General features: G+C 65.0%; 24 protein-coding genes and 1 pseudogene. 10 read left to right on the forward strand and 15 right to left on the reverse strand.

Translation table 11 applies throughout. From position 1 onward, the window contains the following. Positions 1-21: 21 nt before the first annotated feature. The 8 genes and pseudogenes from H1204_RS21665 to H1204_RS21705 form a co-directional block, all read right to left on the reverse strand. Positions 22-630: a biliverdin-producing heme oxygenase gene (locus H1204_RS21665; RefSeq protein WP_180732724.1), complete on the reverse strand. Its 609-nt coding sequence runs from the start codon at positions 628-630 to the stop codon at positions 22-24. Positions 631-842: 212 nt separating this feature from the next. Further along, the gene (locus H1204_RS21670; RefSeq protein ID WP_180732726.1) at positions 843-1,040 is read right to left on the reverse strand and encodes a CsbD family protein; all 198 of its coding nucleotides are present in this window, start codon (positions 1,038-1,040) and stop codon (positions 843-845) included. 111 nt (positions 1,041-1,151) lie between these two features. After that, entirely contained in the window at positions 1,152-1,364 is a 213-nt protein-coding gene (locus H1204_RS21675; protein WP_180732728.1) for a hypothetical protein, read from the reverse strand. Positions 1,365-1,516: 152 nt separating this feature from the next. After that, on the reverse strand, positions 1,517-2,374 hold the full coding sequence (locus tag H1204_RS21680) for a 2OG-Fe(II) oxygenase (protein ID WP_180732730.1): 858 nt from the start codon (positions 2,372-2,374) through the stop codon (positions 1,517-1,519). 76 nt (positions 2,375-2,450) lie between these two features. Then, positions 2,451-2,924, reverse strand: a complete 474-nt coding sequence (locus H1204_RS21685; protein WP_180732736.1) for a nuclear transport factor 2 family protein — start codon at positions 2,922-2,924, stop codon at positions 2,451-2,453. A 139-nt stretch (positions 2,925-3,063) separates the two neighbouring features. After that, a complete protein-coding gene (locus tag H1204_RS21690; protein ID WP_180732738.1) occupies positions 3,064-4,338 on the reverse strand; it encodes a patatin-like phospholipase family protein in 1,275 nt (424 codons plus the stop codon). 140 nt (positions 4,339-4,478) lie between these two features. Further along, complete coding sequence (locus H1204_RS21695) at positions 4,479-4,751, reverse strand: TadE/TadG family type IV pilus assembly protein (RefSeq protein ID WP_243468744.1); 273 nt, start codon at positions 4,749-4,751, stop codon at positions 4,479-4,481. A 120-nt stretch (positions 4,752-4,871) separates the two neighbouring features. Further along, a pseudogene (locus H1204_RS21705) lies at positions 4,872-5,165 on the reverse strand (type II secretion system F family protein); the annotation flags it as partial. A 196-nt stretch (positions 5,166-5,361) separates the two neighbouring features. Here H1204_RS21705 and H1204_RS21710 point away from each other — a divergent pair. From H1204_RS21710 to H1204_RS21720, 3 genes are all read left to right on the forward strand, one after another. Then, positions 5,362-6,984 (forward strand): MFS transporter, encoded by a 1,623-nt coding sequence (locus H1204_RS21710; protein WP_180732739.1) that lies wholly within the window; start codon positions 5,362-5,364, stop codon positions 6,982-6,984. A 102-nt stretch (positions 6,985-7,086) separates the two neighbouring features. Next, entirely contained in the window at positions 7,087-7,428 is a 342-nt protein-coding gene (locus tag H1204_RS21715; RefSeq protein WP_180732741.1) for an NIPSNAP family protein, read from the forward strand. A gap of 224 nt (positions 7,429-7,652) precedes the next feature. Beyond that, a complete protein-coding gene (locus tag H1204_RS21720) occupies positions 7,653-10,250 on the forward strand; it encodes a mechanosensitive ion channel domain-containing protein (protein WP_180732742.1) in 2,598 nt (865 codons plus the stop codon). A gap of 24 nt (positions 10,251-10,274) precedes the next feature. Here H1204_RS21720 and H1204_RS21725 read toward each other — a convergent pair whose 3' ends face one another. The 4 genes from H1204_RS21725 to H1204_RS21740 form a co-directional block, all read right to left on the reverse strand. Beyond that, positions 10,275-10,763 (reverse strand): SRPBCC family protein, encoded by a 489-nt coding sequence (locus H1204_RS21725; protein WP_180732744.1) that lies wholly within the window; start codon positions 10,761-10,763, stop codon positions 10,275-10,277. Between the two features lie 32 nt (positions 10,764-10,795). Beyond that, positions 10,796-13,063, reverse strand: coding sequence for an ATP-dependent DNA helicase (locus H1204_RS21730; protein ID WP_180732746.1), 2,268 nt, complete (start codon positions 13,061-13,063; stop codon positions 10,796-10,798). Beyond that, positions 13,060-14,775, reverse strand: coding sequence for a VRR-NUC domain-containing protein (locus tag H1204_RS21735; protein ID WP_180732747.1), 1,716 nt, complete (start codon positions 14,773-14,775; stop codon positions 13,060-13,062). The genes H1204_RS21730 and H1204_RS21735 overlap by 4 nt, the downstream gene beginning before the upstream one ends. 94 nt (positions 14,776-14,869) lie before the next feature. Next, positions 14,870-16,462 carry an MFS transporter gene (locus H1204_RS21740; protein ID WP_180732749.1) on the reverse strand — a complete coding sequence of 531 codons (1,593 nt, stop codon included), beginning with the start codon at positions 16,460-16,462 and terminating at the stop codon, positions 14,870-14,872. 296 nt (positions 16,463-16,758) lie between these two features. Here H1204_RS21740 and H1204_RS21745 point away from each other — a divergent pair, with 296 nt between their 5' ends. The 3 genes from H1204_RS21745 (at position 16,759) to H1204_RS21755 (ending at position 20,527) form a co-directional block, all read left to right on the forward strand. Next, entirely contained in the window at positions 16,759-17,904 is a 1,146-nt protein-coding gene (locus H1204_RS21745; protein WP_180732750.1) for a DUF937 domain-containing protein, read from the forward strand. Positions 17,905-18,025: 121 nt separating this feature from the next. Next, entirely contained in the window at positions 18,026-19,150 is a 1,125-nt protein-coding gene (locus H1204_RS21750) for an FUSC family protein (RefSeq protein WP_180732752.1), read from the forward strand. A 204-nt stretch (positions 19,151-19,354) separates the two neighbouring features. Then, positions 19,355-20,527: a TIGR03118 family protein gene (locus H1204_RS21755; protein ID WP_180732754.1), complete on the forward strand. Its 1,173-nt coding sequence runs from the start codon at positions 19,355-19,357 to the stop codon at positions 20,525-20,527. Positions 20,528-20,627: 100 nt separating this feature from the next. Here the strand turns inward: H1204_RS21755 and H1204_RS21760 are convergent, their stop codons facing one another. Next, positions 20,628-22,118 carry an RNA polymerase factor sigma-54 gene (locus tag H1204_RS21760; RefSeq protein WP_180732755.1) on the reverse strand — a complete coding sequence of 497 codons (1,491 nt, stop codon included), beginning with the start codon at positions 22,116-22,118 and terminating at the stop codon, positions 20,628-20,630. 434 nt (positions 22,119-22,552) lie between these two features. On the opposite strand from H1204_RS21760, the gene H1204_RS21765 reads away from it, so the two are divergent. Continuing rightward, positions 22,553-22,891 (forward strand): BON domain-containing protein, encoded by a 339-nt coding sequence (locus H1204_RS21765; RefSeq protein ID WP_180732757.1) that lies wholly within the window; start codon positions 22,553-22,555, stop codon positions 22,889-22,891. Between the two features lie 94 nt (positions 22,892-22,985). Here the strand turns inward: H1204_RS21765 and H1204_RS21770 are convergent, their stop codons facing one another. After that, entirely contained in the window at positions 22,986-23,438 is a 453-nt protein-coding gene (locus H1204_RS21770) for a PA2169 family four-helix-bundle protein (RefSeq protein ID WP_180732758.1), read from the reverse strand. A 285-nt stretch (positions 23,439-23,723) separates the two neighbouring features. On the opposite strand from H1204_RS21770, the gene H1204_RS21775 reads away from it, so the two are divergent. Next, entirely contained in the window at positions 23,724-23,996 is a 273-nt protein-coding gene (locus tag H1204_RS21775; RefSeq protein WP_180732760.1) for a hypothetical protein, read from the forward strand. 73 nt (positions 23,997-24,069) lie between these two features. Here the strand turns inward: H1204_RS21775 and H1204_RS21780 are convergent, their stop codons facing one another. Beyond that, positions 24,070-24,414, reverse strand: a complete 345-nt coding sequence (locus H1204_RS21780) for a DUF1488 domain-containing protein (RefSeq protein WP_180733254.1) — start codon at positions 24,412-24,414, stop codon at positions 24,070-24,072. A gap of 66 nt (positions 24,415-24,480) precedes the next feature. On the opposite strand from H1204_RS21780, the gene H1204_RS21785 reads away from it, so the two are divergent. Continuing rightward, positions 24,481-24,621 (forward strand): hypothetical protein, encoded by a 141-nt coding sequence (locus H1204_RS21785; protein WP_180732762.1) that lies wholly within the window; start codon positions 24,481-24,483, stop codon positions 24,619-24,621. A 233-nt stretch (positions 24,622-24,854) separates the two neighbouring features. Continuing rightward, positions 24,855-26,057 (forward strand): DNA topoisomerase IB, encoded by a 1,203-nt coding sequence (locus H1204_RS21790; protein WP_180732763.1) that lies wholly within the window; start codon positions 24,855-24,857, stop codon positions 26,055-26,057. Positions 26,058-26,062 lie beyond the last annotated feature (5 nt).

Here is a 26,062-nt window from a genome sequence, read left to right on the forward strand (position 1 = left end):
GCGCGGCGTCAGTCGCCCTGATCAGGCCGCACGCGTCTCCGGAAGCAATCCCAGCAGGCGATCGAACGCGGCCTTCGCGCCTTCGCATGCACACGCGATATCGCGCGGCGTGACGATCTGCACACGCATGGCGTCGATGAAACGCTTCCAGCGGGGACCCGGCGGCACACCGTCGCCGCTCAGATAGCGCAACAGATGCGGTGCGAGCGTCTCGCTCAAACGCCGGTAGAGCACGGTGCCGCCCAGTTGCGATCCTTCGATCACATAGCACACGCCCCAGCGGAAAGCGGCATCGCTTGCATCGGGCGGCGTTGCCCGTTCGAGAGGCTCATCTACGATTTGTTCAATAGGCAATGAAGGCTCGGCGAGATCCCGCTCGATCAGCGGCATTCGCGCAACGTAGGGCAAGGCGCCTTGCGGTCCATCGTCGAAGTTTGCCAGCCATTGCTCCAGCGGCGCGAGCCAGGCGGCAACTAGTTGCACGTGCAAGCGATAGTCGCGTAGCGTCGGTGCGTCGGCTGAAAGCGGCATCGCCGAATCGATCAGTGCATGGCGGCTACCCGTTGCTGCGCGCAGCGCGGCGAGCACGCCGGGGGTATCGGTGGAAAACGTTGAAGGCGGCAGACTCAAGCGGGCTTCCGGAACGGGTTGAATGGACCGTTCATCTTAATGGCGATGGACCGCACGCACCGCGCGATCCGACATGAACCCGACATAAAAACGGGCCGCATTGTCACGCGGCCCAGCGGGCTTCGCCCGTCTGCTTTTTCGCTCCCTGTGATCGAACGGCCGGGCGGCCACTAATGAGCCACTAACGAAAGCGCCGCCCGGCAACGCCGCGATCAGTGATGCTTGCGGTTTTCGCGTGCGATGTCCTTTGCGTCTTCCTTCGCATCGCCATACGACTTCTGCATTTCACCGGCGCCTTGCTGCAGGTCGCCCTTCAGTTCCTGGCTACGGTTGCCCGTGGCTTTGCCGACGGTCTCGTTAACCTTGCCCTTCACCTTTTCGACCGTACCCTTCACTTGATCCTTGTTCATGGCTGACTCCGTCTGGTTACGCCGACGCAACGGTTGCGCCAGTCACCCGTAATCGAGCATTCGCTGTGCCTGACCCGCACAGCGCAGCCGCCGTGCAGCCGTCGTACATTGCTAACAACCGACTGCGGGCGCGCGCGCTTCGAGCGCCCGCAGCAATTCGTCGAGCTTTTGGGCGCGCGAGCGTTGCGACGGCACCAGCCGCGCCGCCAGCACGGCATTGAGCCGGGTGCGCCAGTATGAAAGCGGGAAACGATGTTCGGCGGCCATACGGGCGAGTACCCGTTCGAGATGTTGCAACTCGCTTTCCAGCTGGTAGTTGTTCATTGTCGGTCCCCTGATATTGTTTCGGTCCGAGGGGCATAGGCGTGGCGCTCGACACGTCGATCGCGGCTGAAACGAACCACGCATGCGCTGGCCCATATACAGCACCCGCCATACCCGGATGCACTGCGCATCGCGGGCGCGCCAGAGCCGCGCTAGACGTAGGGGCGCTCACGCATCCATTTCGTCATGATCCACTTGTCGCCGCTCGTGACGGGCGCGCCGCCGTGCAGCGTCAGCGGATCGAGCTGGCGGCGCCCGTTCATGTAGCGGAAGTAGATCGCGCCGCCTTGCCGCGCCATCACCGCGAGCCCCGCGTCCGGAAACACCGTTTCGCCGCCGCCCTCGACGTCGCTCAGGTAGACGATCAGCGTCGCGACACGCTGACCGCCTCGCGCCGTGTGCAGCACGCTGCCGTTCTGGCCTGGCGGGAAATAGTCGAAGTGCGGACGATACTCGCCGCCTTGCCGGTAGTGCAAAATCTGCAGGCCTTCACCGTGCTCGAGCGGCCAGTTCATCAATGCGGAGATGCGGCGGTCCAGCCGTTCGATGAACGCGTCCTCGCAGCGCTGGAACCAGAAGCCTTCGCTGGTGCGCAGCTGGATCACGTCTTCGCGGCCATTGTCGGGATTGACGGTGGTCGAACGCTTGAGCCGGTGCCGCGCGCGTTCGATCAGCTCGGCGCATTCTTCGCCCGACAGCACGTCGTCGAACGCGATCACCTGTGGGCGCTCGATGCGTATGCACACCGTCACGTCACGGTCGTGCGCGTGCACCGTGTTGCCCGCCGCGACGGGACAGGCATCGTAGTGATAGGCGCGCGCTTCGTCTTCCGGCGAAGCAACGACGGTCGCCACCGCGCCTGTCTCCGACGCCGCGCGGCGCACGAACTCACGCGCCGCGTCGATCTCGAAGCCGCCCTGCACCATCGCCTCGATCATCGATTCCTGCGTACACCCGCGGCTCACGTTGGTCGCGAGCCATTCCCGCCATGCAGCATCCATCTCGCGCATCACATCCCCCGCTGCCTCGTTGTCGCGCTCGCCGGGACCCGGTCAGGACCGGCTCAACGCGCGTTCATGCTCCCATTCATGCTGCTTTCGCCCGAAACGCGGCCAGCCCGCGTTTCGCCTGCGCGCGGATCGCGTTCTGCACGAAAGGCGTCCAGCCGAGCAGCGCGCCCTTCGCGCCCAACGCCTGACTGGCCCAGCGCCATAGGTCAAAACGGTCGTGATGCTCGACGATCAGTCCGTCGCGAAACACGAACCGCGCGTCGATCTGGTTGACCACCGTCCTGCCTGTCTGGCTGAACACATAGCTCGCCACCCAATGCGCGCTGCCGCTGTCGCCATCGGCGGCGACATGGCTGAAGGCCAGCGTGAACTCCTTCGCGCGCGACACCAGCATGCGCCACATGTCGGTCACTTCGCCGCCGTGCAGCTCGACGAACACGGGGTCGCTGAAGGTCACGTCGGGCGCGTAGCACGCTGCCATCGCGTCGACATCGCGCCGCTGGAATGCTTCGTAGAATCGCTCGATCAATGCCGCATTGGGATGAGTCATCTCGGTCTTGTGCTCGCCGTTTTCGTTTTTGCCAGCCTGTGCAGCCTGTGTTTACCTGCGCCTGCCGCTTCGACAGTGCCATTCACCCAAGGTACAACACGCTCACGCGATTGCGCAATCGTTCAGATATGTCGCCGTCTTACGCCGCTTCCGGGTCCGAGCGATGAATCGCGATGCCTTCCATCGGGTCCGGCTCCTCGCGCCACGGCGCGCGTTCGATCACCCGTTGCGCGTCGGCATAGCCCGCTTCCCAGCGGCGCCGGATGCCATCCTTTGAAAAATCGATGTCCTTGTGCATATCGTCGCGCCCGAAGTTAGGCGCATCGAACTCGATCACCTGCATCGTGGTGCCGCAACCCCAGCTCAGCAGTTCCTTGACGGCAGCCGTGTCGCGCTGGTCGTCGGGCAGATGCTTGCCGAGTTCGCGGATCACGTGCCGCAGCCGGTGAATCTGCCGCTGCCGTTCGAGATGACTCTCGGCGCGGCTCGAATACTGGATGTCGCGCTGTCGGCTCATCGCTTGCTGGATCGACGCGGGTTCGTCGCCATGCGCGGGCCACAGTTGCACGGTGAAGATGACGGAACTGTTCCGCGGCCGGTCGTCGAGCACGGCTTCGAGCGGCGTGTTCGAATAGATGCCGCCGTCCCAGTACGCCTCGCCGTCGATGCGCACGGAAGGAAAGCCGGGCGGAAACGCCGCCGACGCCATCACGTGCCCGACGTCGAGCGGTGCGTCGCGATTGGTGAAATAGCGCATATGGCCGCTGCCCACGCTGACCGTGCCGACCGTCAGCCGCGTCTGCTTGCGGTTCAGATAGTCGAAATCGATCAGCGACGCGAGCGTCTCGCGCAGCGGCTCCGTGTGATAGAACGCCGCCTGCTCGATGCCGACGGGCGCATGCAGCGCGAGCCACGCGTCGGCGCGCGGTGTGAAGAAGGCGGGCAAGCCCTGCGCCATGATCGACAGGTTGCGCAGCCACTGCTCGTAGCCGGGAATCCATGCGGCCCATGCGGTGGCCAGATACGCAGGCAGACCGAGCGCGGCGCAGCCGGGCGCGCAGGCCGACAGCCAGTCCGGTATTTGCTGGCCCGTCCACGTGACGCGGTCCCAGAATGTGCGCAGACGGCTCATCCGGTTTTCGGGGCGATTGCCCGCGATGATCGCGCCGTTGATCGCGCCGATCGACGTGCCGATCACCCAGTCGGGCTCGATCCCGGCATCGTGCAGCGCTTCGAACACGCCCGCCTGATAGGCGCCCAGCGCGCCGCCGCCTTGCAGCACGAGCACGACCTGGGCGTCGATCCCGGGATGCGCGGACGCGCCGCGCGTTTCCTCGCTCTTGCGTACCCCGGTGGCGGCGCGTGACGCCTGCGCAGAAATCGCCGTCGCGTGCGCCGCGGTTTTCTTGACCATCGTGCGTCTCCGTCGAGAAACGAAGCGTTCATCTGGAGACCTGCGGCCGCGCCGCAGGCAATCACACGATAGCGCACCTTTATTGCGCGCGCACTTCAAGGCGCGCCTGTCACGGCAACGCCACATGTCCCTGCCCGCCGCTACTTCGCAATCCGCAGAATGGCCGAGGCAAGCTGCGCGTAGCACGTGAGGGTCTGCATCGAAAACGTGCTCGCAGCGCGCGACGACAGGTTCGCGCCTTCGCGGCTCACGTTGATGAGGATCATCTGCGCCTGAACGTTGCGCGCGATGTCATAGAGCGGCAGCGCGGTTACGAGCAGCAGCGGCAGCAGCAACGCAAACTCGACACTGACGATGCCTCTGTCATTGCCTCGTGCGTAACGGCGCCCCTTGAGCCGTGGTCTCGTCTTCATGTCAGAAGCCCTCGTTGCGCATGGTCGCGACGACGCTGAAGTTGAAGAAGCCGCCGGGAAAGAACGAGCGGATCATCGGCGTGATCATCGGCCACGCGCAGTTGATCTGCAGCACGACGAGATGCAGAACATCAGCGGAAAGAGCAGCTTGAGCGCGATCTTCGCCGCCTGTTCTTCGGCGCGCAGCCGGCGTTTGGTGCGCAGCGCGTCGATGAACACGCGCAGCGAATCGCCGACGCTCGTACCGAAGCGGTCCGCCTGGATCAGCATCGACGTGAGCGTGTCGATGTCCTCGATGCCCGTGCGCAGCGCCAGATTGCGCAGCGCCTTGTCACGGCCCGCGCCCGCACGCAGTTCGAGCAGCATCAGCTCCAGCTCCTCCTTCAGCACGTGGCTCTTCACGCCGATTTCCTCGACGACAGCGATGCGGGCTCGCACAGGCCGCGCGCTGTCGCAGCGGCGTCGTTGGGCTGAGTTCGCTGTTATCCCTTTGACTGACTTCGCCTGAATCACGCGGCGGCCTTCACGCCGTTCAGTTGATGCTGAACGGCGTGGCACTTAATGTGTCCATTGCATTGTCGATCGCACCGCAATGGAGTGGACACCCGTCATGTCGGACCACGCTTCCCTGAATCACGCGCGCGACCAGCCGCACGCCTTCCCGGCCCAGGCCAGCCCCTGCGACGATCTCGCGATCCGCGCGCAACCCGCCGCCGGGATTCCCTGCCGCCGCAAGCGGCTCGCGCTCGGCGCGACGATACTCGGCTCCAGCATGGCGTTCATCGACGGCTCCGTCGTCAACGTCGCGCTGCCCGCGATTCAGACCGAACTCGGCGCCAGCGTCGCGGCGATGCAATGGGTCGTCAATGCGTATCTGCTGCTGCTCGGCTCGCTCGTGCTGGTCGGCGGCGCGCTGGGCGACAAACTCGGGCGGCACGCCGTGTTCGTCGCGGGCATCGTGCTGTTCACGGCGGCGTCGGCGGCGTGCGGCCTCGCGCCCGAACCCGCCGCGCTGATCGCGGCGCGCGCCGTGCAAGGCGCGGGCGCGGCGCTGCTGGTGCCGAGCAGTCTGGCGATCATCGGCGCCGTGTTCGACGAACGCGAGCGCGGCCGCGCAATCGGCACCTGGGCCGGCTTCGGCGCGATTACGTCGGCGCTCGGGCCCGTCGCGGGCGGCTGGCTCGTCGATGCGTTCTCGTGGCGCGCGATCTTCTATCTGAACGTGCCGATTGCGGTCATCACGGTGGCGCTCGCGCTATCGTCGATACCGGCGAGCCGCGGGAAAAGCGCCGCGCAGCGCCTCGACTGGCTGGGCGCGCTGGTGGCGGCGCTGGGGCTCGGCCTGCTCACTTACGGTCTCACGCTCGCTTCGTCGCATGGTTTCGGCGATACGATCGTGATCGGCATGATCGCCGGCGGACTGGCTCTGTGCGCCGCGTTCATCGCCATCGAGGCACGCAGCCAGGACCCGATGATGCCGCTCGATGTGTTTCATTCGCGAGATTTCAGCGGCGCGAATCTCGTTACGCTGCTGCTGTATTTCGGCCTGGGCGGCGCGCTGTTCTTTCTGCCGTTCACGCTGATTCGCGCGCACGGCTATACGGCGACACAAGCGGGCGCGGCGCTGCTGCCCGTGCCCGTCGTGATCGGCGTGCTGTCGCGCTTCACGGGCGGACTGGCCGCGCGCTACGGAGCGCGCCGGCTGCTGACGGCGGGCCCCGTGATCGCGGCGGCCGGTTTTGCGCTGCTCGCGCTGCCCGGCTGGCTCGACATCGACCGCGCGCGCTACTGGACGAGCTTTTTCCCCGCCCTCGCCGTGCTCGGGCTCGGCATGACGATCACGGTCGCGCCGCTCACGACGGCCGTGATGACGTCCGTTGCCGCCGCGCGGACGGGCGTCGCGTCGGGCATCAACAATGCCGTCGCGCGGATCGCGAGCCTGCTGGCGATCGCGGTGCTCGGCATCGTGTTCGTCTGGTCGCACGACGCGGCGCTGTCGAAGCGGTTCGAACAGTTGAAGATTCCCGCCGACCTCCAACGACAGGGTCAGCTTGCGCCGGACATGATGGCGGGCGCGCATGCCGTGCCGGCTGAAATCGTCGCCGCGCAATCGGATGCGATCGACGCCGGGCTGCGCGCCGTCGCGCTGGTGTCGGCGCTGTGCGCGCTGCTGGGTGCGGCGTGTGCGGCGGTGACGATTCGCGGACAGCAGAAGCCGCAGGGTAAGCAATAGGGCACCATACATCGACACTTCCGTCCAGCCTGAAACATCGCGCGCTACGCGTCACGGATACTGACCGTCATCCACTCAACGACACCGACGACAGGAGTCCCCATGGCAATCACCTGTTTCATCCGCTATCAGATCGATCCCTTTCAGCGCGACGCGTTCAGACATTACGCCGAGAACTGGGGAGAGATCATTCCGCGCTGCGGCGGCCATCTGCTCGGCTACTTCCTGCCGCACGAAGGGACCAACGACATCGCGTGGGGCCTGATCGCGTTCGACAGCCTCGCCGCGTACGAAGCGTACCGCGCGCGGCTGCGCACCGATCCCGCAGCGCTCGAGAACTTCGGCATGGCGCAGGCCAAGCGCTTCATCCTGCGCGAAGAACGGACGTTCACGGAAGTCGTCGACGGGACGCTCGGCAAGCCCGCTCACCCTGTTCGCGCGTAAACGCGCATCAAGCGCCAGCAACGCCATCGCGCCGCGCAATAGCACAAAAAAGCACGAATACGTGCGCATCGCACGCATTCATGCCCGTTGGGTCGCGGGATTCGCTGCTTTGCGGAACTTATCGTGCGCCGCGGCGGTCGCTTTATTTTCCAGTCGAATCGTGTGGCTTCCGGCGCCGCATCGCGTCCAGCCGTACGCGCATCGCCGCCGACCACCGGCCCTACATGCGCAAATTTCTCCTGATCTGTCTGCTCGCGCTGTTCTGCGCGCCCGCCTTCTCCGCCGTGACGGCCACGACGAGCGCGTCCGGCGCGTCCGCCACCACTGTCACGCTGACACCCGACCAGGCCCGCCAGGCGCTGCAGGTGCTGAACGACCCCAAAAAACGCGCACAGATCGAAGACACCCTGACGGCCATCGCCGCCGCAGGCGTGCTCGCGACGCCAGCCGCGCCGGCCTCGGGTGCATCGGCGACGGCGGCGACTGACGCCGCGTCGGGCGCGAGCGTGCCCGACGCGTTCAAATCGAACGGGCTCGCGTCGCAACTGGTGCGCCAGGGCGCACACTGGATCACGCAAGGCGGCATGACGCTCAAGCGCTCGGCCACGGTGCTGCTCGACACGTCGTCGGCCCGTTACTGGTGGAACGTGCAGCTTTCCGATCCGCACGAGCGCGCCCACGTGTTCGGCGTGCTGCTCGCGCTGATCGGCACGCTGCTGCCCGCGATTGCGCTCGAATGGCTCACGCGCAGGCTGCTGCGCCGGGCGCGCGCCGCGATCATCTTGCGGCGCGAGGCACGTGAGGCCCGCGAAGCGCGCGAGCACGCGCGCGAAGCCGCGGCCCTGGATGCCGCTGCGAGCGCCGAGGCCGCCGATATCGCTGAAATGGCGGCAGCCCAGGCCGCAGCCGGCTTCGCGCCGAGCCCGGCCGCCCCGTCGATGTCGGCGCCGCCCAGGTCATCGGCTGAATCCTCGCAGCCAAAGCCCCGCAAACCCGACAACCAGCAAAAGGAAGCGCGCAGCAAGCGCCACGCGGAACATTACTGGACCACGCTGCAGCGTCTGCCGAGCGCGGCGCTGCAACTGCTGTTGCGGATGCTGCCGCTCGTCGTGTTCGTCGCGGCCGCAAGCGCGCTGATGTCGATCTTCACCAACGACGGCACGGTGCAGGACGCGGCGCTCAACGACCTGATCGACCTGTACGTGATCTGCCGCGCGATCGTGATCGCAGCGGGCTTTTTCCTGCAGCCCGATGCGCCGGGGCTGCGCCTGTTGCGCGTGCCCGATAGCTGGGCGCTGTTCATGCAACGCTGGGTGATTCGCGTCGTCAGCGTGATCGGCGCGGGCGGCGCGCTGATCCAGATCGCCACCGCGCTCGGCCTGAGCGACGCGGCGCATCTGCCCCTCGTCAAGCTGCTGGCGCTGGTCGGGCACGTGATGGTGTCGATCATGATCCTGCAATGCCGCGCGCCGATTTCCGCGCTGCTGCGCGAGCGCACCGGCGAGACCGACGCCGACCGCCAGTGCACCGTGACGATGCTGGCGCACGGCCTGATCGACATGTGGGCGGGGGTTGCCGTGTTCATCGTGATGGCGCTGTGGTTCGTGTGGGCGCTCGACGTCCACAACGGCTACCGCACGCTGCTGCATCTGGGTGGCCTGTCGCTGGCCGTGCTGGTGGCCGCGCGCGTGGTGGCGATCGTGCTGTTCGGCGCGCTCGGGCGGCTCTTTCATGTCGAAGAAGGCGAGCAGCGTTCGCTGGTTCATCAGCACGCGTACCGCTACTACCCGTTGATCCGGCGCGTCATCTCGACGCTCGTGGTGGTCGTCACCGCGCTCATGCTGCTGCAACTGTGGGGCCTCGACGTATGGCAGTTCTTCCGGCCCGGCGCGATCGGCCATCGGTTGACGTCGGCCATCGTCACGATCTGCGTGTCCGCCGTGATTGCGCTGGTTGTATGGGAGATCGCGAACCTATCCGTCGAAAAACGCCTCGCGCAGTGGACCAAGAGCGGTGACCTGATGCGCGCCGCGCGGCTACGCACGCTGGTGCCGATGCTGCGCTCGGCGCTGTTCGTCGTGATCGCGCTGGTCGTCGTGATGACGGGTTTGAGCGAGCTTGGCGTGAACACGGCGCCGCTGCTGGCGAGCGCGAGCATCTTCGGCGTCGCGCTCGGCTTCGGCTCGCAAAAGCTGGTGCAGGATTTCATTACGGGGATCTTCCTGCTGATGGAAAACGCGATGCAGGTCGGCGACTGGGTGACGCTGGCGGGCGTGTCCGGCACGGTCGAGTATCTGTCGATCCGCACGGTGCGCCTGCGTGGCGGCGACGGCTCGCTGTTCACGGTGCCGTTCAGTTCGGTGTCGACGGTGAACAATACCAATCGCGGGCTCGGCAACGCGGCCGTTCGGGTCAGCATCGCGTATGGCCAGGACGTCGATCTTGCGATCGCGACGCTCAAGGAAATCGGCGCCGCGCTGCGCGAAGACGAGCAGTTCAAGGACGGCATCCTGTCGGACTTCAGCTTCTGGGGCGTCGATGCCGTCGACGGCGCGGCCGTCACGCTCGCCGGCCAGATTCAATGCCGCGACTCGTCGCGCTGGCCCGTGCAGCGCGAATTCAACCGGCGCATCTTCGATACGTTCCGCGCGAAGGGCATCGAGATCGCCAATCCGCAGCGCAGCATGTTGGTCACAGCGAATCCCGCGCAAGGCGCTTCTGATTCCTCTAATGACGAGTTCGAAGGTCCGCCACGACCGTCGAATGTGCCGGATGGACCGCAACAGGCGCAAAAGCCGTCATCGAAGGTGGCGCGGCACTGAACGTCAACAACGTGGCCGCCGCGCTCATGACGAATGCTCGACGCCAAGCAGCCGCGCGTCGAGCAGATCGGCGAGCGCTTCGCCGCCCCGTTGCATCACGTAATCGTGATTCCATTTGAAGAACGGGCGCGCGAGCGGCGCCAGAAGGTTCATCCAGCCGCGCTGCGTGCGTACGCGCCATTCGTAGCGCACCACCGTCGCTTCGCCGTGCGTCGAAAAGTGCCAGCGCCCCGTTCCTTCGACGTCGCCACACGCCTCGCCTTCGAGCACGGCAAGCGGTTCGACGCGGGTCACACGCATGTCGAACGCGACGCGATACGGCAGGCGCCCCTTCCACGTGTAGCGATGCAATGCGCCGACGCCGTCGCTCGCGCCCGGCTCCACTTCGATCACCCTTTCGACGCAGGTCCACCATTGCGGCCAGCGCGCCGGATCGTGGATGGCGTCCCATACGGCCGGTAGCGGCGCGTCGACGCGCCAGATCGTCGTGAAGCGGTATTCGCCTGCGCGCACGGGTTGTCTCCTGTTCTTGTTGCTTCTTGTTGCTATATAGCGACCTTCCACCAGCGCGGCAACAGCCGCTTCACATCCGCGCGCCGATACCGGTCGTCGATCAGATGCACGACGCCCGCATCCTGCTCGGTGCGAATCACGCGCCCCGCCGCCTGCACGACCTTCTGCATGCCCGGATACAGGTACGCATAGTCGTAGCCGTTGCCGAACTGCGCATCGAAGGTGCGGCGCATCTGTTCGTTGACGTCGTTCATCTGCGGCAAGCCGAGCGTCGCAATGAACGCGCCGATGAGCCGCTCGCCGACCAGATCGATACCCTCCGAAAACGCGCCGCCCAGCACCGCGAAGCCGACGCCCGCGCCGCTCGCCGTGAAGCGCGCGAGAAACGCGTCGCGCGCGGTCTCGTCCATGCGCGGCTCCTGCGTCCAGATGGGCACCTGCGGGTGCCGTTCACGCATCGATCCCGCAACGCGCTGCAAGTAATCGAAGCTGCTCAGAAAGCCGAGGTAGTTGCCCGGTCGCGCGGCGTACTGCTGCGCGATCAGATCGACGATCGGTTCGAGCGAGCGCTCGCGGTCGCGCCAGCGCGTCGACACATGATGCGCGACATGCACATCGAGCTGCTCGGCCCTGAACGGCCCTTCGACGTCGAGCCAGCCGGTGTCGTCGGGCAGGCCGAGCATGTCGCGATAAAAATGCTGCGGGCTCAGCGTGCCGGAGAACACGATCGTCGCGCGCGCGGCGGCGTAGCGCGGTTTGAGAAACGGCGCGGGAATCACGTTGCGCAAGCAAATCTCCGTCGCGGGTTTCGCGTGGCTCTGGCTGCGATGCGCATCGAGCGTCACATCGACGATCGAATGATCGCCGAACTGCTCGACCAGCGACATGAAATGCAGCGCGTCGAAATAGAAACGCAGCGCGTTTTCATCGACGGATTGCGGGGTTTCCGCAAGCTGATCGCCAATCGATGCGATCAGGTTTTGTAGCGCCGATTGCAGTTTTGGCGGCACTTCCGGCAGTACTTCGTACGCTGCATTGCGTTCGCGGTTTAGCGCATTCCATTCGCGATTCAGCCGATCAAATGGCTTTTTCAGCGCGACAGGCGCGGCATGGCGCGCGCCGCGAAACGCGTGTTGATCGAGCGTCGCGCTGTACATGCGGCGCGCGCGGTCGGGCAGATTGTGCGCTTCGTCGGCGAGCACGGCGACGCGCAAGCCGTTCAGCTGCGTGAGCGCATACAGCATCGCGCTGCTGTCGAAGTAGTAGTTGTAATCGCCGATCACGATGTCGCACCAGCGCGCCATTTCCTGCGCGAGATAGTACGGACAGATGCCATGCGCGAGCGCCGCTTCGCGCACGGCTGCGCGATCGAGCGTGCGCGCCTGCAATGCCGTGTCGCGCGCGGCGGGAAGCCGGTCGTAGAAGCCGCGCGCGAGCGGACAGGATTCGCCGTCGCACGATTTGTCGGGATGCTCGCAGGCCTTGTCGCGCGCGACGAGTTCGAGCGTGCGCAAAGGCAGCGCGGCTTCGCTGCGATGCAGGGATTCGACGGCTTCGAGCGCGAGCGCGCGGCCCGGCGTTTTTGCCGTGAGGAAGAACACGCGGTCCAGATGATCGGCGCCGCAAGCCTTCAGCAGCGGAAAGATCGTGCCGAGCGTCTTGCCGATGCCCGTCGGCGCCTGCGCCATCAGACAGCGCCCGTCGCGCGCCGCGCGAAACACGGCCACGGAAAGCTCGCGCTGTCCGCTGCGAAACTCGCCGTACGGAAAACGCAGCGCGTTCAATGCGGCGTTGCGCGCATCGCGATGCGCTTCTTCGCGTGCGGCCCACGCGACGAAGCGCTCGCACTGATCCTCGAAGAACGCGCGCAGCGAAGCAGCCGTGTGCTGTTCCGTCAACACGGTTTCCTTCTGCTCGCCGATGTCGAAGTACACGAGCGCGACCGTCAGTTCTTCGAGCGCGCGTGCCTCGCACAGCAGATGCCCATACACCAGCGCCTGCGCCCAATGCAAAGCGCGATGGTTCGCGGGCATCCGTTCGAGATCGCCGCGATGCGTCTTGATCTCTTCGAGCCGGTTCAGCGCGGGATCATAGCCATCGGCGCGGCCACGCACGGTGAGACCGCCATGCGTACCCGTCAGCGTGATCTCCGCTTCATAGCCGGTCGCGCGGCGCGCCGTCACGGCCTGATGCCCGGCGATGCCTTCGAGCGCCGATGGCGCGGGCGTGAAGCGCAGATCGAGATCGCCGCGCCGCGCGGTGAATTCGCAGAGCGTGCGCACGGCGACGACGTAGGTCATGCCGCCTCCGCGTCCGTTGCACCGGCGAGCGCATCGTCGGCGCTTTCGGTCCAGCGGATGTCGAGCACGCGCACGGGCATGTCGTGCTGCACGCAGTACGCGAGCCAGCGGATCTGGTTGTCCTGCAGACGATCGCCCGGCCCTTTCACTTCGATCAGTTCATAGCGCCGCTCGCGCGGCCAGAAACGGATCAGGTCGGGCAGGCCCGAACGGTTCGCGCGAATATCCAGCAACAGCCGGTCGAACCACAGCTTCAGATGCGCGGCAGGCAGGCAATCGAGCGCAAGCGTCAGCAGCTCGGGTGTGAGCATGCCCCAGAACACGAACGGCGATTGCAGGCCCGCTTTGATTTCGAAGTGACGCAGGATCGTCTCGCGATACACGCCGCTTTCGAGTTGCGCAAAGCAGGCGTCGAACTGCGCGCTGCGGCGCGCGCGGAAGTCGGGCGCGTGCAGATCAGCGGGACCGCGCTGGAACGGGTGAAAGAACGCGCCCGGCACGGCCTCGAAAACGGGCTCCCAGCACAGCAGACCGAACAGCGAATTGATCAGCGCGTTTTCGACGTAATGCACGGGCGCATCTTCCGTCGACAGATGATCGCGCACCGCGTATTCGACGGCGACGGGCTCCAGTGGTCGCGGCAGTTCGAGCATGCCGCGCTGCGCAGCGCGCACGCCAGCGGGTTTCTGCGCGGCGACGCCGAGGCGCCGTTGCAGGCGCGGCAGCATGCGCGCGACGCGCTGCTGCTCCTCTTCGCTCTCGGGAACGGTGGCCGCCTGCAGCGCCAGCGCGAGCGCTGCTTCATCATGGCCACCGCGCTCCAGCACACGCATGCGCCTGTGCCGCGCGCCTGGCCATGCGCAGCGCTCGTAGATGCGCAACGCCGCATCCCAGTCGCGCCGGCGTTCCGCCTGATAGCCGATCGCGTACAGCAGCTTCGCGCGGCGCAACGCGAGCCAGGGGTTGTGCTGTGTATCGATTGCATCGACGGCTTCGAGTAGCGGGTCGAACGCTGCGTCGCCCGTGAGTTCGAGTGCTTCGCGGCACGCTTGCAATGCCAGATAACAGTCGACGTCGCCCCGCTGCTGGAATGCCCGCGACGACGGCGCGAACGCCACGCGCTCGTACTGATACACGCCGAGATCGGCGAGCACGAACTCGGACCAGTCCTGATGCAGATTGCCGAAGAACATCAGCCGGAAGCGCTCGCACAGCGGCGCGACGAGTACGCGCAGCGCGGCTTCGTCAGCGGCGGCATCCCACTCGCGATAACGCCGTTGCAAAGCGTGCGCAGGGTCCGCGACGCGCAGCGCTTCGAGCCACTCGGCCTTGCGAAGGCCCTTGAGCGCGGGCGCCGCGGCGAACATGCGTTGCAGTTCGGGGCGCGTCGCGCACGCAAACAGTTCGTCTAGCGACATGCCCGCGTCCGCATCGATCCAGCCGAGCGCGGCGAGCGGCGCAGCCGCCTGCACGGGACAACCGATTTCCGCATACGCGAGCCGCCCCGTGCGAAACAGCGTGCCTTTGCGCATCAGCATGCGCACGAGCAGCGCGCGCGATGCTTTCGGCAGGCGCGCGTCGTCGCGCAGGAATGCGTCGAGAAAGGCGCGCTCGCTGTCGTCGAGCAGATCGTCGTAACGGCTGGCGATCCACGCGAGCGCGCGCTCGAAATTCGACAGGTAATAGAACGGATCGGGAGCGTCGGTCGGCACGGCTATCGGACACGGAAGGCTGTATATTTATACAGCCATGATAGCAAACGCGGCGCCCTGCCGAGCCAGAAAGCGCACCCGCCTCTCATGCCCCTCAAGCGCCGCGCACTTCCGTCTCCGCATAGCTCACCTGCACGGCGGGCACGAACCACGCGAGGCATAGCCCGATCAACGCGGCGAGCGCGGCGACCGACAAGCCGATGTGAATCGACGCGATGAGCGCTTCGCGCGCCATGTGCATCATCGGATCGCTGGAATGCCCCGCCGCCACCAGATGCTCGATCAGCGCGGACTGCTCGTTGCGATCGACCAGCAGATCGGGACTCGCGAACGACTTGAGCCATTGCGTCGCCTGATATGAATCGAGCGAGCGGGTCACGCCCTGCGTGTACATATGCCCGAGCAGCGCGCCCGTGATCGCAGTGCCGAGCATGCCGCCAAAAATCCGCAGCGATTGCAGCAGCGCCGTCACCGCGCCGAGGTGATCGCGCGCGACGATCTGCTGCGAGCAGATCGTCAGGTTGGTGGCGACGAGGCCAAGTCCCAGTCCGCTCACGCCCATGCACGCCATCCACACGATATGCGGCTCGTGGCCCTTGAACGAGACGAGCGCGACGCAGCCGATCACAAAGAACGCGAAGCCGGCATACATCAGCCCGTTCGCGCGCCGGATGCGCGTGACGATGCGATTGTTCAGCACGCTGCCGACCGTCGTGCCGAGCAGCAGCGGCGTGATCAGCATGCCGGAATCGTGCGGCGACATCGCGTAGCCGCCCTGGAACAGCAGCGGCACGTAGAACACCATCGAAAACAGCGCAAAGCCGCCGAGCACCGACATCGCGAAGAGCGGCGCGAGCTTGCGATCGAGCAGCACATCGACGGGCACGACGGGATAGCCCATGCGCTTTTCCCAGAAGTACAGCGTCAGGCCGCACACGGTCGTGATCGCGAACAGCAGCGCCGTCGTGCCGCTGACGCCCTCGCGCGGCAGCAGTTCGATCAGCAGTTGCAGCGCGCCAAACGTCACGGCGACGACAAACGCGCCGAGCCAGTCGAGCTGGATCGGCCCGCTCGCCTTAAGATGGCGCAGCTTCGGCACAAACATCTGAACAAAGATCAGCGACACGACGCCGACGGGCACGTTGACGAAGAACACGAGCCGCCAGCCCTGCATCTGCGTGAGCATGCCGCCGAGCGTCGGGCCGACGATGTTCGCGATGCCGAACGACGACGTGACGAACACGAGCCAGCGCAGCCTGAGCTTGGGATCGGGGAACAGATCGGCGACGGTGGCGAACACGGTGCCGATCAGAATGCCGCCGCCGATGCCCTGCAGGCCGCGCGCGGCGACCAGGAACAGCATGCTTTTCGCGAGCCCGCACAGCACCGACGCCAGCGTGAACAGCAGGATCGCCGCGATCAGGAACGGCTTGCGGCCATACAGATCGCCGAGCCGCCCAAAGATCGGAATGGTGATGACGGACGCGAGCATGTACGAGGTCGCGACCCACGCGTAGAAGTCGAAGCCCTTGAGATCGGCGACGATGCGCGGCAACGCGGTGCCGACGATGGTCTGGTCGAGCGCGACCAGCATCGTGACGAAGGCGATGCCGAGCATCGCGAGCAGCGACTCGCGAAACGGCAGCAGTTGACGGCTGGGATCGTGAACGGCACTGGCGGACCTCATGGCGTGCTCCACCGTAAAGACGTCCGCGTGCGCAGCGGACAGGCTGCCGGGCCTTTGCCCGGGCATGCGGCTCTATCGAGAGTGATACGCGCGTTTAAAAATAGCAAGGGCATTTGCCTGGCGGGCGCCCGTCATTGCCGCCCGCTTTGCTGCCTGGCTTCCAGCGACGTCCGACACAAACCGGCCGCCGGAATTCCTGCCTATACTTACCTGGCCATTTCGGACAAGGACAAGCGGCCAGCCGCCGCGCGACAGATGACCATCACATCCGTTTGCTAACTCGAAGGAGACCTCTGGTGAACGACGCCGATCTGGTCGCCGCGGCCCACGCCGCCTTCAATCCCTACGTTCTCGAGCAGTTGAGCAGCCGCATCGGTTTGCCGCCCGACGCGATCCGGCATGTCGTCGAACGCGCGGCGCCCGCCATCGTGCTGACGATGATGGCGAGCGCAAGCAGCGCGGAAAGCGCGCAACGCCTCTTCCTCGTGATCATGTCCACCGAATCCAATGCGCGCATCGCGGCACAACTCGCCGGCCTGACTGCCAGTTCGCACGGGCTGAAGGCCGTCGAGCGTTCGGGCCATGAGCTGGCGATACGCATCGCCGAGAGCCGCGAGATCGCGTTGATCAGCGACCACATCGCCGCCCTGACGTCCGTGCCACCGCAAGCCGCGCATGCGCTGACGGATGTCGCATCGGCTGTGGTGTTCGGCGCCGCCAAGCACCATATGCTGCTCGAACAGGGCTGCGCCGGCGACCTGCCTGGACTGCTCGCCTATCAATGGCCGATTGCTGCGCCGTGGCTCGCCGAAGGATATTCGAAGGCGCTCGGATTCGAGAGTTCCGCTGCGTTCGCGGATCGTGTCCCGCAACAGCTCGTCGGACTCGCGGCGGCCATGCCGCGCGTGAGCGCTACGGCGGGAAACGGGTCGGCCGGCTGGGCGACGAACGGGGCGCCGTCATCCGCGGATGCGGCGCGGTCCGGCGCATACTCTGGAGGCGATCCCTACGGACTGGCGGGTGGCGCTGCGGGCGCTGCTGCTGCGCGAGCGGCGCCCGGTGTGCCCACGCAATTGCTGACGACAGTCGAACCCTCCGCGCCCCGCTCGCGCCGCGTTCCCGTCTGGGCTTGGGGCATACTCGTCGTCATCGTGCTGCTGATCGGCATCATCCTGTACGGCTACCGGCAGCGAACGGGCACGGACGAAGGGAGTGCGCAGCTCACCAGCAGCACGGCGTCGGGCACCTTGTCCGCGGTGGCGCCAGTGTCTGGCGCATCCGTGCCGCCTGCGGCACAGGCGGCGGCTGATTCGGGTGCGTCGGGAATGGCGGCGGCGTCGGAGGCGGTGGCGTCGTCTGAAGCCGCGTCTGCCACAGGGGCCGCTGCCGTGGGAGGCTCTCCTGCCAGCAGCGCGAACCCGGCCTCTGCGGCAAGCCAGTGAAACGGGCAGTGTTCGATTGCCGCCCCAGGCCGCGATCCGCCGATCGCGTCTCGTCGAGCGCGCACCCGACGAGGCCGCTTGCCCTCATGCGAACCTTTGCCTACTAGTGACGACTCGCACCATGGAACCGTCCACTGATCCCGCCGATCGCAAACCGTCCGCCGACACGGCGCACCGCGAGATACCCGCGAGGCATCCATTTGCCGCGTTCGGCGGCTGGCTCGCGCGCGTCGATCCCGGCACGCATCGACGCATCAAGGGGCTGCGCCTCGTGACGGCCTATGGCCTCGCCTCGGCGCTCGGCACATTGCAGGACGTCACGCATGGATTGCCACGCGATGCGTCGGTCGGCCTGCTCGCGGCCAACTTCGCGCTGTGGGCGAGCGTGTCGGAGGCGCGCACGACGCGGCCCGAATCGAGCCGCGATCTCGCGCTGCTATGCGCAGCGGCCGCGCTCGGCGCGGCCATGTACGTATGCGTTGCACAGCCATTGCGCTTCTTCGGGCATGCGGGTCCCGAACTCGTACTGGTCACGGGTGCGTTCCTCGTTGGCTATCTGAAGCGATTCGGCGTGACGGGCGGAGGACTCGGCTCGCAGATCTACATCGGGCAACTGCTGGCCTACGGCGCGAACCTCGTTCCCGCCGATCTGCCCGCCATTGCGATTGCCGGATTGATCGCGATGCTGGCGTCGATCGTGCCCCGGCTGCTGAGCGGGCCCGCCGAACGGCCGGCCGTCGTCGCCGCGCTGTCGCCCGGACCCGAGCCTGTGGCCGGACGGCCCTCACCTGAGTTCGTGATGGGTCTGCAGGCCGCAAGCGGCGCGCTCGTGGTCGTCGCGTTGAATGCGTGGCTGAATCTCGCGGAATCGGCGTGGGCGATCACGGCCTGCACGTACGTGGTCGCGGGGTCCGCGACAGGCACCGTGCAGCGCGTGCGGCGGCGGATCATCGGCACGCTCGTTGGGGTGCCGCTAGGGCTCATCTGTTTGCCGATCGCGGAGCATGCGCCGCTGCTGATCTGGCTCGCTGCGGCGCTGGCGATGATCGTTTATTCGATGGCGCTGCCCGAGCGATACGACATCCCGTGCGGCGCGTTTGCGTTCACGCTGATCGTCACGCTCGCGGTGAACGGCATCCACTCGATTCCATTTCTCACGGCGCGGGCGTGGGAGACGTTGATTGGTGGGGTGCTGGGGCTGCTGGCGGCGATGGTTATTTTTCCGTTGAGGTCGAGGGGGAGATGAGGCTGCACTGAGAAGGCTGCATTGAGCCGACGAAAAGCGTCCGCTTATTTTTTAATCAGAACAACGGAATATTCCCAGTTCGTATTCGTTGCGCGTTACCCGTGTTGCAGCAACGCGAATATCTCCCGCTAATGAAGGAATAAACCCCACCCCCACCCCGTTCAATGACCGTCACGACCTTTCGACAGAACAAGGAGTGCGGTCATGAAGTCTCTATTCGAGGTGTTCGGCATCGCAGCCTGTGGCGCGGCGTTAGCGACGCTCGTTTCATGCGGCGGCAGTTCCGGGTCGAACAATGTGAGCACGCCTGTGGTGTCGTCGTTCACCGCGGCGGCGCTCGTCTCCGATGGCGCTGTGCCCGCGCCTCACACCGATCCAAACCTGAAGAACGCCTGGGGCGTTGCATTCAATCCGAAAGGCTTCGTCTGGGTCGCCGACAACGGCACCAATCTCGCAACGCTCTACGACGGCAACGGCGTACCGCAATCGCTCGTCGTCACGATACCGGCGGGCACCAACGGCGACGCAGCGCCCACGGGCATCGTGTTCAACGGCACACAGAGCTTCACCGTCACGCAGAACGGCAAATCAGGCCTCGCGGCCTTCATCTTCACAGGCGAAGGCGGCACGATCACGGCGTGGGCACCCGCTGTCGGCCCGACCAATGCCTTCAAGATGTACGACGATGCCGCAGGCGGCGCCGTGTACAAAGGGCTCGCACTCGCGGCGAACAACGGCAGCAACTTCCTCTATGCAACGGACTTTCATAACAACAAAATCGACGTGTTCGATACGAACTTCACGAAGGTGACGATGCCCGGCGGCTTCAAGGACAGCGCCATTCCAGCCGGTTTTGCGCCGTTCGGCATCCAGTTGATCGGCTCGAACCTGTTCGTCACGTACGCGATGCAGGACGCGGCCAAACATGACAACGTGGCGGGCGCGGGCCTCGGCATGGTCGACGTATTCGACACGGCGGGCAATCTCAAGCAGCACTTCGCGACGGGCGCACCACTGAATGCGCCGTGGGGTATCGCGCAGGCACCGGCCAACTTCGGCACGTTCAGTGGCGCGATTCTGATCGGCAATTTCGGCGACGGCACGATCAACGCGTTCGATGCGTCGAGCGGCAAGTCGATGGGGCCGCTGAAGTCGTCGAATAGCAGCACGATCGTCCAGCCAGGCTTGTGGGGCATTGCGTTCGGCAACAACCTGAGCAACCAGCCCTCGAACACGCTGTTCTTCGCAGCGGGGCCGAATGACGAAGCGGACGGCGTGTATGGAAGAATCGATCTGAATCCGGCCTCCAGTTCGGGCACCAGTTCCGGCTCCAACACGGGCTCGAGTTCGAGTGGCGGTTCGAGCATCGGTATGTAGCGCTCTGCCCGTTCTTCACTCACTCAAAACACAATGGCCGCTCCTTCAAGGAGCGGCCATTGTGTGTGTGTGTAGCGCTTCACGCGCAAGCCAGCGTGCATCAAACCTGCCGACGCAACTCCGCAGGCGGCACCTTCATCAGATGTCGATACTTCGCCACCGTACGCCGCGCGACGAGCACGCCCTGATCCGCGAGCATCTTCGCGAGCGCGACGTCGGACAGCGGATCGCGCGTGTTTTCGGCAGCGATCATTTCCTTGAGCAACGCGCGCACGGCCGCTGCCGAACAGGTGCCACCGCTCTCCGTGCCTAGCTCGCGTGGGAAGAAATGCTTGAACTCGAAGATGCCGCGCGGCGTCGCCATGTACTTGTTGCCCGTCGCGCGTGAAATCGTCGATTCGTGCAGGCCGAGTTCTTCAGCCACGTCGCGCAACACGAGCGGTTTCAATGCGATCTCGCCGTACTGGAAGAACGGCTTCTGATGCGCAACGATGCACTCGGCGACGCGCTGAATCGTTTCGAAGCGCTGCTGCGCGTTGCGGATCAGCCAGCGCGCTTCCTGCAACTGCTGCGCGAGCGGCGAGCGGCTCGCGCCTGCCGATTGCGCGAACAGTTCCGCGTACATACGGTGAATGCGCGCGCGCGGCAGCACGGCGGGATTCACGGTTACGACCCACTTGTTGCGCACACTGCGCACGATCACATCCGGCACGATGTAGTTGTCATCGGCGCGGCCATATGAATTGCCCGGCTTCGGATCGAGCTTGCGCACGAGCGCGCACGCCACGCGCAATTCTTCCGCATCGCAGCCGATCTGCTTCTGCAACTCCGCATGCTCGCGGCGCGCGAGACGGTCGAGATGATGTTCGACCACCTGCTTCGCGACGTCGCGGCCCGGCGTATCGGCGGGCAACGCATCGATCTGCAGCGCGAGACACTCCGACAGCGACCGCGCCGCGAGTCCCGGGCGGTCGAGCGTCTGCACGAGCCGCAGCGCGACCAGCAATTCTTCTTCCGTCAACGCGGGTTCGATGTCGAAGACGTCCGTGAGATCGGCGAGATCCTGGCGCAGATAGCCGTCGTCATCGAGTGCTTCGATGATGAGGCGCGCCACTTCGCGATCGCGGTCGTCGAGCCGATAAAGACGCAACGCGTCGTGCAACTGCTCGTGCAGCGTCGGTTGCACGCGCGCCCATTCGGTCGGGTCGGCGGCATCGGAATCGCCGTTGTAGCGCGACGGGCCCCGGCCGTAAGCGTCGCCTGAATAGTCGCCGCTTGAATAATCGCCGCCGTCATCCGGCGACGAGGCAACGCTTTCTGTCGCCGGCTCCGCCGACGAGCCTTCCATCGCGTTATCGCGTTCGCTCGCAGGCAGTGTTTCGCCGTCGGCGCCGTTGCTGTCGGCCGTTTTGCCTGCCGACAGATCTTCCGACACAGACGGGTCGTATTCGAGGAAGGGATTGGTGTCGAGCGCGTTGCGCAGTTCCTGCTGGAATTCGAGCGACGACAGTTGAAGCAGGCGCACGGACTGCTGCAGACGCGGTGTGAGCGCGAAAGTTTGCTTCGCGCGTAGTTCGATTGTAGGCGGCATACAGACTCTTCCTGTGATTGTTCAAACAGCTTCGCGCCCTACCTACGCAACTGTCGTACCAGTTTTCGCAACTGTCTGTTTTGATTCGCCTTTGTGTTGCAGAGGCGCACGCCGCGTGCCCGTTCCCCCAGCGCATTTTACAAACGCTCTGAAATTCGAACCGAATCATGCGGCATCGGCGCCTGCGCCCGGACGACGCCATACGCGACGACCCGCGACGACCTTCGAGCGCTGATGGGCACGACGCTTGCTGACCGACTCATAGGGACGCGCCATTGAGCAGGATCGATGCGCGGCGCGTCCTGTGTCGGCGACGGACCAGACGGAACCGCGGCGGCAGTGTTCTTTGGTCGGGTCATCGGCGGCATCGAGCCGCGATCGATCGCACGGACAACAGGACCGCAACCCTGATCATCAACCGAGAAGGAGAAACCATGAAAACCATCCAGTTCCTCAAGGCCGCAGGCAGCATCGCATGTCTTGCATTCGCACTGAACGCTACGGCGCAAACGACGGCCTCCGCGCCGCCCGCCACTTCCGAGAGCGTTGGCCAGCATATCGACGACGGCACGGTGACCACCAAGGTCAAGGCCGAGCTGCTCGGCGCAAAGAACGTGAAGTCCACGCACATTCACGTGAAGACCCGCAAGGGCATCGTCTGGTTGACGGGTTCCGTGCCGTCCGCTGACGACAAGGCTGCTGCGCAGGACGTCGTGCAAAACGTGTCCGGCGTGCAGGGTGTGAAGAACCATCTAAAGATCGCAGCCGATTAAGCGTTTGACGCTTGCGTGTAATTAACGCGCTCGCGTTAAAGCGTTACCAGAGGCCGTCCTTGATCGGGCGGCCTCTTTTTCTTTGCTGCGCCTCTCAGGCTTTCATCGCCGCGTACTGATCGCGCATCGCGCGAATGCGGTCATGGTTTTGCAGCACGCCGTGATATAAACGCTCGACCACTGCGCGCACGTCTGCCGGCAGGTCTTTTTCTAGCACTTCGTGAAAGCGCTTCATCGCGGCGTCCTCGCCCTTTTCGCAATCGGCGAGAATTGCGTGATCCGCGCGGCTACCTACAGCGGACTTCACATCGATCCATCCGCGATGCAATGCGCCAGCGACGCTGCCACCCTCCTCCGGTTTGCCGCCGAGTTTCAACACGAGATCCTGCAGTTCGCGCGCACCTCGCGTGCAACGGGCCGCGCTTTCGAGCAACGCCTCCTTGACGCTCGCGTGATTCGCGTCCTCAGCGGCTTTCATGAAACCGCACTCGCCGTCCTTCGACATCCCGATCAGATTGTTCAGCACGGCAATGACGTTTGTGGTCATACGTCGCTCCTTTCCGTTATGCGTGGGAAGCCAGCATTTACGCACCCGTCATGCCCGATCTCGGGCATGCGTGTCGTCTTTGCCATTGCGGCGAGTAATTGCTTCCAGTTCGGATGCCGGCACAATGCCTTCGCGGCCGCGAACGCAGGCCCCACGCGTGAATGGCAAAAAGGCACGCATATTGCTCGATAACGAGGCTGGACCCTCGCGCATCGCGCAAAGCCTTCAACAAAAGCGCGGTCGATAGATAACGCGGGCCAGCCATCGACAAGGGAGAGCTTCACCATGAGGATCAGGAGCGCAGAATGCCTGCTGTTCGTGGCTATCGCCACGTCAGCCATCGTTGCGCAGATACGCGCACATACGCTGTCATCCAGCCAGACCAACGTGCCGACACAGACAGCCCCACACACCGCTCGCATGCAAGCCTGCGATCAAGCGCACAACGGCATACTGCGGGCAGCGTGCGAAACGCAGAGCGAGCGTGGTTCCATCGAAGGCGACGATCGCCCGACCAACGGCGTCGATACGCCACTCGCAGGCGAGCTCTGGGTTTGATCGTTGGGTTCGACGAAGATTAGGCGCGCGGCTGCCGGGTGCATTGCGGCAGCCGCCTTTTTTTGCACGCGGGTTATGTCTTCACCCGCCGGTCCGACTCCATCCCTTCGACGCGGAACAGGCCGCTGTGCAGAATGACGCTTTCGCCGCCGTTCTGATCGAGCGCCTCCGCGCACACGGATCGGATACGTGCGCGGCCGCGCTCGTACGCGCCGATCAGTGCATCTTCAAGTGGCGAGTCCGCGCCGAAATGATCTTCGAGCGCCTCTGCCGAAATCGCGCAGGCGACAGGCTCGCCGTCGACGCACGCGTTGAAGCGCACAGTCAGGCTCGACCCATCGAACACGGGAGCATCATCGGTGAATGTGATGTGCATGAGAGAGTCCTCGTACGCCGCACGCGGCATGAACACCTTGATGATCCCGTTCATGACGAAGCCTTGCGCGCCTTGGCGAGTTGTTGTGCCATCGCAAGATGGTGACGATTGATCAAGCGCGCGCGGGTCGAACGTCGCATCGACGTCGACACGATCACCCTTGCCCACATGCCTGAAACTTTGGATCTTCGCGGCCTTGGCAGAACTTACGTGCGCGCGGACCAGTTCGGCCTGTTCGAATCCGTCTAAGGCCAATACCGCAACCTTGCATCCAGCCACAGTGCTAGCCATGTGCATGTCCTCCCTTCGCAACCTTCTTGTGAGCAATCAACGTTCGTTCATATTCGTTCATATAGCGAGCAAGTTCGATGCCCAACGCGGGCGACGCATTCGACTGCAACAGTGACGAAGGTTCAGGCATTGCTATTGCACAAAGTTAGCGCGTCACTGCATGTCAGTCACAAAAGACTGGAAACCGCGAAATGAAAACGATGACACGCAACGCGATCGATGCGATCGCCAAGGGACTGTCCACCGCGATGCCTGCGGGGCTGCGGCATGCCGACGACACACGGCCCGGCTATACGCGAAGAAGGCTCAAAAGCGTATTCGTCTATTTCGACCTCGACGGCCGACGCATTGAAGACGAAACGCAGATCGCACGCATCAACGCGCTGGCGATACCGCCCGCCTACACTGACGTCTGGATCTGTCCCGACCCGCGCGGTCACATTCAGGCGACGGGCCGCGATGCGCGGGGCCGCAAGCAGTACCGTTACCATCCGCAATGGCGCGAAACGCGCGACGCCGACAAGTTCGGCCGGATGGCCGCGTTCGGCCACGCACTGCCGAAGATACGCGCACGAGTCGCACGCGACCTCGCGCGCGAAGGCATGCCGCGCGAAAAGGTGATCGCAGCCGTCGTGCATCTGCTCGATACGACGCTGATCCGGATCGGCAGCGTCGAATATGCACGCGACAACCAGTCCTATGGCCTCACCACGCTGCGCAAGAAACACGTGAAGATTCGCGCTGGCGAAGTGCGTTTCCGCTTCGCGGGAAAGAGCGGCATCGAGCACGACGTGACCGTCGACAATGCGCGCGTCAAGCGTATCGTGCGCAAGTGTGCGGAATTGCCGGGCCATGATCTGTTCCAGTACATCGATGAAGTCGGCGCGCGCCATGCGATCGGCTCCGCCGATATCAACGAGTATCTGCGCGATATCAGCAGCGCAGACTTCTCGGCGAAGGACTATCGCACGTGGGCAGGCAGCGTGTATGCGATGGCGGCGCTGCGCCAACTGGTGTGCGAGAGCGCCGCAGATTCGCGCCGTCATGTCGTCGCGACCGTGAAAGAAGTGGCCACGTTGTTGCGCAACACGCCTGCTGTATGCAAGCGCTGTTATATCCATCCAGAAGTGATCGCAGCCTTTGAAGCTGGCGAATTGCAAAGCCTGCTGCCGCAGCGCGCGAAGCGCCACATGAAGGTCGACGAAGCGGCATTCGCCGCGCTGCTCGTTCAAGTGGAAAAGCGCGCGCGGCTCGCAAGCCGCAGCGCGCGCAAAGGCGGCAAGCGGCCTGCGTCGATGGATGTCGAAAGTACCCGGCTCGCAACGCTGCTCACAAAGTCGAGCGTGCTGCGCAAGCAGGCGAACGCGCAAAAGCGCGCCGCCCATCGCGCCTGAAGCTG

This window comes from Paraburkholderia sp. PGU19, from assembly GCF_013426915.1.
Classification (GTDB): Bacteria; Pseudomonadota; Gammaproteobacteria; order Burkholderiales; family Burkholderiaceae; genus Paraburkholderia.